The 7,808-nt window shown below is 37.6% G+C and carries 1 protein-coding gene; it reads right to left on the bottom strand.

The features are described 5' to 3' along the window. On the bottom strand, positions 1-7,593 hold a 7,593-nt coding region (locus WKI42_RS08675; RefSeq protein ID WP_368081707.1), incomplete at its 3' end, for a Rib/alpha-like domain-containing protein. Positions 7,594-7,808: the final 215 nt, after the last annotated feature.

Below are 7,808 nucleotides of genomic sequence, written 5' to 3'. Positions count from 1 at the left end.
GTATTTAGGTGTTGCTGGTTGGGTAGCTGAATCAGTTGCTACTGATGGTTCAGCTGGTGTTGGAACAGCAGGTTGGCTTGGAGTTGTTGGTTGTTCCGGTTGCACTGGAGCTACTGGTTGTTCTTGATCGATTGGATTTGTCACTTTCTTATAGTGATGTAAGGTATTTCCTTTAGCATCCGTTGTCGAATGACTATATTCATATCCTTCCAACTCTATCGGATTGTGTTTTCCTTCTTTATCTGAAGTAATTCTGTTACCATTTTCATCTAGGTATTCCGTTACAATTTGAACTGTTGAATCACCATTTTGAGCAATGACTCCTCCACCATTTTGTGATTTAGGTGTTACTGTTACTGGTACGTCGACTGTAATAATACGACCATCCGGTAATTTTACTTTCACTTTAACCACTGGTTTTACTCCAGGTGTTTCAGTTGTTGGAATTTCTCCTACTTCTACAATTTCCCAACCTTCTGGTAGATCTACTTTCTTCTTAACATCTTCTTCAGTAATTGGTGTTCCCACTCCTACTACAATAGGCGTTACTTTTGGTGTTACGATTACTGGTACATCTACTTCAATTATCTCACCAGTTGGAACTTTAATTTTCACTTTAACGCTTGGTTTTACTCCAGCTGGAATTGTTGTTGGGATTTCTCCTACTTCTACAATTTCCCATCCTGGCTCTTTTGGTAAATCAATATGACCTTTTACATCATCTGGTGTGATTGGAGTTCCTTGTGGTACAACAATTTGTCTTACAGTTGGTGTTACGATTACCGGTACGTCGACTGTAATCTTACGTCCATCTGGTAATTCAATTTCCACTGAAACAACTGGTTTTGTTCCTGGTGTTGTAGTCGTTGGAATTTCGCCCACTTTTGTTACAGTCCATCCTTTTGGCAATTCGATATGTTTCTTAACATCTTCTGACGTTACAGGCGTTCCTACTGAAACTACTACAGGTGTTACTTTCGGCGTTACGATTACTGGGATATTCATCGTTACTCGAATTCCATTTGGCAATTCAACTACAACTGGAATACTTGGTCTTTCACCTGGAACATCTGTTGTAGGTTTATCTCCAATTGAGATAACTTTTACTCCTTTTGGAATGTGTTTTTCAACATCCTCAGCAGTAATTGGATCACCTTGTTTTTTAACAATATCTTCAATAGGTGTTACATTCACTGGTACTTCTACCGTAACTACTTTGTCATTTGGTAATGTAATCGTTACTTTTACTGGATCTTTCTTACCTGGTGTTGTTAAGTCTGGAAGATCTCCTACCTTAACTGTTGCTCCGTCTGGTACTTTAATTTGTTTTAATACATCCTCTGGAGTCAATTTATCTTTTGTAACTGGTGTTTCAATTGGAGTGATTGGTGTTACATTAACCGGTACTTCTACCGTAACTACTTTGCCATTTGGTAATTCCACAGTGACTTTAACTGGATCTTTCTTACCTGGTGTTGTTAAGTCTGGAATGTTTTCTACCTTCGTTACCTTGCCTTCTGCAGGAATCTTGATGCCTTTAGTGTAATCCTCTGATGTTAATGGAGTCTTCGTAACCGGAGTTTCAATTTCCTTCACTGGTGTTACGTTCACTGGGACTTCCACTGTAATTACTTTCCTATTTGGTAATTCTACCGTTACTTTAACTGGATCTTTCTTACCTGGTGTTGTTAAGTCTGGAATGTTCTCAACATTCGTTACCCTGCCTTCTGCAGGAACTTTAACATATTTAGAAATATCCTCTTTTGTTAAAGGTGTATTCGTCACTGGGGTTTCGATTGGTTTTGGTTTAGCTTCCACTACTTTAATGGTTGCTGGAACTTCTACTAATACATTACCATTTTTATCTTTTACTACAACTGTAACTGGTTTATCCCCTGGAGTTGTTCCATCATATGGAGTTGTTTGTCCTTCTGGAACTTTGTATTCAAACGTTGACCCTTCTGGATAGTCACTTGGTGTGATACTATCTTTCGGTTTTGGTTGATTTTCACCTGTAGCATTAATAGGAATTAATTGTTCTTTTCCTTCTACTACTTTAACCTTAGCTGGTACTTCAACAAGTGTGTCATCTCCATCTTTGGCAACAACGACTACATCTTTTTCGCCTGGCGTTGTTGTGTCCACTGGAGTCTTATATCCAAATGTAATTTCATCTGGATATTGTTCAGGATCAATACTCTTAGATGCATCTGGTTGTTTGTTTGATTTATCAACTGGCACATATTGTATCTTCGGTTCTACTACTACAATTGTCGCTGGAATTTCTGTAATTGGTTGTCCATTCAACTTAGCTACTACTGTTACAGGTTTCTCACCTGGTGTTGTTGTATCTACCGGAGTGTTATCTTTATATTCAAATGTTGTTCCAGTTGGGAAATCATTTGGATTAATGTTTTCTTTTGGATCTGGCTGTTTCTTAGCTGGATCTACTGGTACATATTTAGGATAACTTTCTACTACTCGTACTGTAGATGGTACTTCAACTAATACCTTATCCCCTTGTTTCACAACAACAGTAACTTTCTTATCACCTGGTGTAGTTGTATCTACTTCTTCTTTGTACTCAAATGTTGCATCTTTTGGATAATCATCCGTATCAATACTATCTTCAGGTGATGGTTGTTTTTTACCTTCATCAACTGGAACGATTTGTGGGTAACCTTGTACAACTTTCACTTTTGTTGGAACTTCAACAAGTGTATCATCTCCATCTTTCGCAACAACAACCACATCTTTTTCGCCCGGCGTTGTTGTGTCTACAGGTGTCTTGTACTCAAATGTTATTCCATCTGGGTATTGTTCTGGATCAATACTCTTAGAAGCATCTGGTTGCGGTTTACTTGGATCTGCTACTACGTATTGTGTCTTAGGTTCAACGACCATCACTTTTGCTGGGACTTTTGCAATAACTTCATCGCCAATCTTCGCTACAACTACCACATCTTTTTCGCCTGGCCTTGTTGTATCTACAGGAGTTTCATAAGTAAACTCTGTATCTTTAGGGAAGGCTTTAGGATCAATACTTCCTTCAACAGCTGGTTGTTTTTTATCCTTGTCTACTGGCACAAATTGTGGATAGCTTTCTACAACACGTACAGTTGCTGGGACTTCTGCAATAGGATTACCCTCTTTATCTTTTACAATGACATTGACTGTATAATCACCAGGCATTGTGGTATTCACTGGAGTTTTTGGATCATATTCAAATGTTGAATCATCTGGATATTCTGTTTTATCAATACTGTTTTCTGGATTTGGTTGTTTATTGTTTTCATCCACTGGAACGATTTGAGGAACTCCCTCTACAACAGTTACTGGAACTTTAACAACGGTTGTTTTTTCTTCCCTATCAACAGTGTACTTCACAGTAACAGTTACATCAGTATCATCTGACAAATCTGGATTTTCTACATTTTCATCAATACTTACATTTGTAACATTTGCTGGAAGTTTTCCTTTAAATGTACCATCTGCAATAGCTTCTTTCGCTTTGGTAAGAGCTTTTTCTTTTGCTTTTTCCTTGTCGCTATCTTTGGCAACGATAATACCTTGTGGTGTTGGTTTTGGAAGAACTGTTACTTTAACTTTTACTGGTTCTGTTAAAGTTGCTCCATTTTGATCTGTGTAAGTAACCGGAACTGTGACTTCTTTCACACCTGGGTTTGCAGTAATATCTTTTGCTAAATCTGTAGGCTCACCCTTCGTTCCTTTTTCCCCTGGAGTAACAGCATCTGTAATATCCTTAGCTGTAATTTCATCTCCTTCAAATACAACTTTAGATGTCGGAGTTGAACCAACTACATTTACAGGAACGTCGACGTCAACTGAAATATCATCAATAACTTTTCCAGTAGCCTTATCTCTATATTTAACAGTTACTGACACTGGAGTTTGTTGCCCATTTTGATCAGTTTTTGGAGTTACAATAGCGTCATCTGTTATGAATGGAGTTACACCATCAGGAACATTTGTTAGTCCAGTAATTGCTTTATTAACGTTTGCTCGAATCGCATCGATTAAGTTCTCGTTAGATGTACCGTTTAAGACTGTAATGCCTTTTGGTTCTGGTTTTGGTAATACTGTTACAGGGACATTTACAGTTTCATCTCCAGTTGAATATTTAACTGTAGTTGGTACTACTACGTCTGTTGCTCCAACTTTTCCTGTTGTATCTGGTAAATTCGCATCCGTTGGATCTTGTACTGTTCCACCTTTACCTGGTGTAACTGCTTCTTTTACTTTAGCTGGATCTGGTTTTTGACCTTCTACAACGTAGACAGATTTAGTTTCAGAACCTTTAACGTTTACAGTAATTTCAGCATCTTTTGTATATTCAACTCCATCTACTGTGTAAGTTACTGGAACTTTTACTGTCCCTCTTTTTGTTCCTTTTTCTGCAGTCATTGTTGCTAAAACTTTTTCTGTAATCTCACCAACCACTACATCTTTAAAACCTTCTGGTAATTTAGCTTTGAAATCAGCTGATGTTGCTACTTCTGTCGCTTTTGTTTTAGCAACTTCTTTTACTTTATCTACTGAGGCTCCTTTGTGTACTTCTACTTCACCAGTTGCTTTTGGTAAGACAGTCACTGGTACTTCAACAGTTTCATTAATGTTTGTTCCATTTATTTCATGTGTGATAGTTGTAGGAATCTTAAGTCCTGCTTCCCCAGCTTTTCCTGTTGTATTAATCACATCTGCTTCATTAGGATTATTCACCACTCCAGTTTTAGTATTAATTGTTGCTGATGTAACAGAAGATTTCACTTGGTCATCAGTAATCTTGTCTCCTTCGAATACTACTAACTTATTGGTAGTTGATTTCACTACATTTACTTCTATATCTACAGTATTTTTATAATTTTTTCCATCTCGACTATGAACTACTGGCACTTTTATAACACCGGCATTCTCTTTCGCTACGTCAGTAGCAACAACTCCCGTAGACATTCCTTGATCATCTAGAGTAGCCGTAGCATTAGTTTCATCCAGTTTTCTCTTGTATTCTTCTGATTCAATCGTTTCTTTCGCTTTTGATTTAGATAGCTCCTTGATCTTATCTAAACTAGTTCCGACTGGAACAGTGATTTTATCAACATCAGTAAATGAATCGATATACAAGGTCTTTTTATATTTGTAGTTCGGTTCATTTGAATATTTAAGACTTGGAGCATTGACATTTTCTGAAACATCATAAAAATTGGAATCATTATTTCCATATCTATGGAGAACATTTCCCAAACTATCATCTCCTGGAAATCCATTTTGACCTGAAACTTCAAAGGTAGAACTACCCACATAATCTGCTGTTGTTTCAAATGGAATTTTAACAATAAAGTCTGATTTACGATTATCTCCAGCTATAATCCCTCTTTTTGAAGAATCAACAAGAAAACTTAGCTCTGACTTAATTTTATCAAATCTAAAATCACTTGTCCATGTATTATTTAGTTCCCAAGCAGACTGTCCGTTGGCAGTATTCAAATCTAGCCTACCACTTGGCGTACCTAGTGAGCCAAGTACAACACCTTTCGGTACTTTAATCGTTACTTTATATTTTGTTTGGAATCCAGTGATAGACGCTCCACCTAAGTTTCGTATGTTTAAATCAATTGTTCCTGTTTGTTTTTTACCATATATAGCATCATCGGTAAACCCATATTTCCCAGATTTCTTTTCACTAGTGATATTAGTTGAAATATTAACGGCTGGACCTGTAGCAATCCCGATACCTCCAATGATATAACCATCTTCGATAGGGTTATTGCCAAGTGTTTTGTTGGTTTGTCCTGGACTTCCTGCTTCAACAATCACACGAACTTTTGTGGTTCCCTCTGGGATATGGACAGCACGAAGTAAATTTCGCCAACCATTTCCGACACTGCCAGGATTTTGCTCAAACTCCGTTTGTGAATTTCCACTTTTACGCTTCAATTCCGTTAGTTTTTGACCAGTATAAGCATCTACTATTGTTAATTTAACATTTTCTCCTTCTGATGGTAGAGCAAGTGGTCCATAAGCTCCATTATGTAAAACATTCACAAAGAGCAGAGAGTTAGGGTTAACATCCACATCTCGATAAATTCCATTACCTTTCTTCCCTAACTCTAAGTAATAGTCTCTATCAACCCTTCCTAATCCCACTTTTTTCATGTCCTCTGCAGAAATTAACCCAGATAACATACCACCACCTGCATTAGGTCTATTTTGTCCACCAGTGGCTGTTACTTTATCATTATTGCTATATAGCTTAGCAGATTTCGGAGTGTAGGTTTGGTTAGGTTTAGGGGTGATATTGGTAGGGGATTCTCCTTTTACTAGAGTCACCTTTTCTGTATTATTTGTTAATTTCCAACCATTTAGCTTGGTGCCATCTGCTGCCTGTTCTCTGGTAAGTTCTAGTTCCTTCCAATGATATGTAGCTGAACCAACATTCGGACTATTAGTATCCGGACCTAATTGTTGATCCCCACTATCTTTTTGTTTACTAATAGCACTAGAGAAGTTCTGTTCACCAAAACCTTCCTTTAAATTTGCAAAAACACCTGTTTCATTATTATTCCCAAATCTAACAGCATTATTATTGATTGGTGCACCCCAATCAACTTTACCTGATTGATAATAACGAAGAGTATCTTTTTGAGCTTTTAGCTTTTGGAGAGCAGCATGCTTTTCTTTTTCAGTTGTTAGACTAGCTATTTCTACGTTATAAATAGTTTCTGACTTAGTCTTAATCGTGTTCAAAAGTTCAACAAATTCTTTATCTATCTCACCCTCTCCCTTTGCTTCCTCAGTAGAGATTTTAGCCGTAAGTTTTGTAATTTCACCTTGTAATTCTTGTTTAGCTTTTGTCAGTTCATCATCTGATACTCTTGCTACATCTGCAAGCGGAGTTTCTTGAGCACCTGTAGCCTCTCTAAACCCACTTCCCCCATTACCAGGAATCGCTTGTCCATTACGCGAATCTTGATTTTTGTTTGCTTCTTTCTTTTCTGCTTTTGGCATACTTTCAATAACGAAAGCTTTGTTTTTTAATTCTCGAGTAGCTTTATCTACTTCTGCTTGTGTTGCTTTTTCATTTGAGAAGAAGGTTTGAGCCTTAGCTAGTTCTGCTTTAGCATTTTCGATTGTTGCGGCAGTCTTTTCAGATACTCCTGCTTTGCCAAGGGCTGTCTCCATACGAGCAATAGCAACTCCCAATTTGCCGGTATCAACCTTTGTAACTTCTGGCGCTTCAATTGCTGTTTCTGGTTGTGGTTCCACAGTTGCTGGCACTTCTGGAACTGATGCCGCCGGTTCCATTTCTGAGTCTGTCGAACTTTCACTAGCTAGTGTATTGTCATTCACTTTTGAAAGTGAGAGCGATTCACTCTCTCCCTGTACTCCTCCTTCAGCACCTACTTCTGGTCTAGCTGGAACTACTGGAGAATTAGCTTGAACGCTGCCCCCACCTAAGAAAAACAATCCTGTAGCTACAGCTACACTAGCTACCCCAAAACTAACCTTACGAATGCTATAACGTGTAAATTTTTCCACTTGTGAACGAGCATGTACGCCTTTATTCTTAAACATTGCTACACTCCTTTTGTAATGATTATCTGTTAATATGTTTTGAGAAGGCAAATAAAAAGCCCCCCCCTAAAATATCGTAGCATATTTTAAATGGGCTTAATTTATTATACTCTTTTTTTATCTACAAATCAAACATTATGACGTAACTAAAAATCTAAAATTTTCTTCTTATACTCAATGAAAATCAAAGAGCAAACTAGGAAGCTAGCCGCAAT

Origin of the sequence: Streptococcus pseudopneumoniae (genome assembly GCF_038148935.1) — a bacterium.
Classification (GTDB): Bacteria; Bacillota; Bacilli; order Lactobacillales; family Streptococcaceae; genus Streptococcus; species Streptococcus pseudopneumoniae_U.
This window is presented reverse-complemented; position numbering and strand designations above follow the sequence as displayed.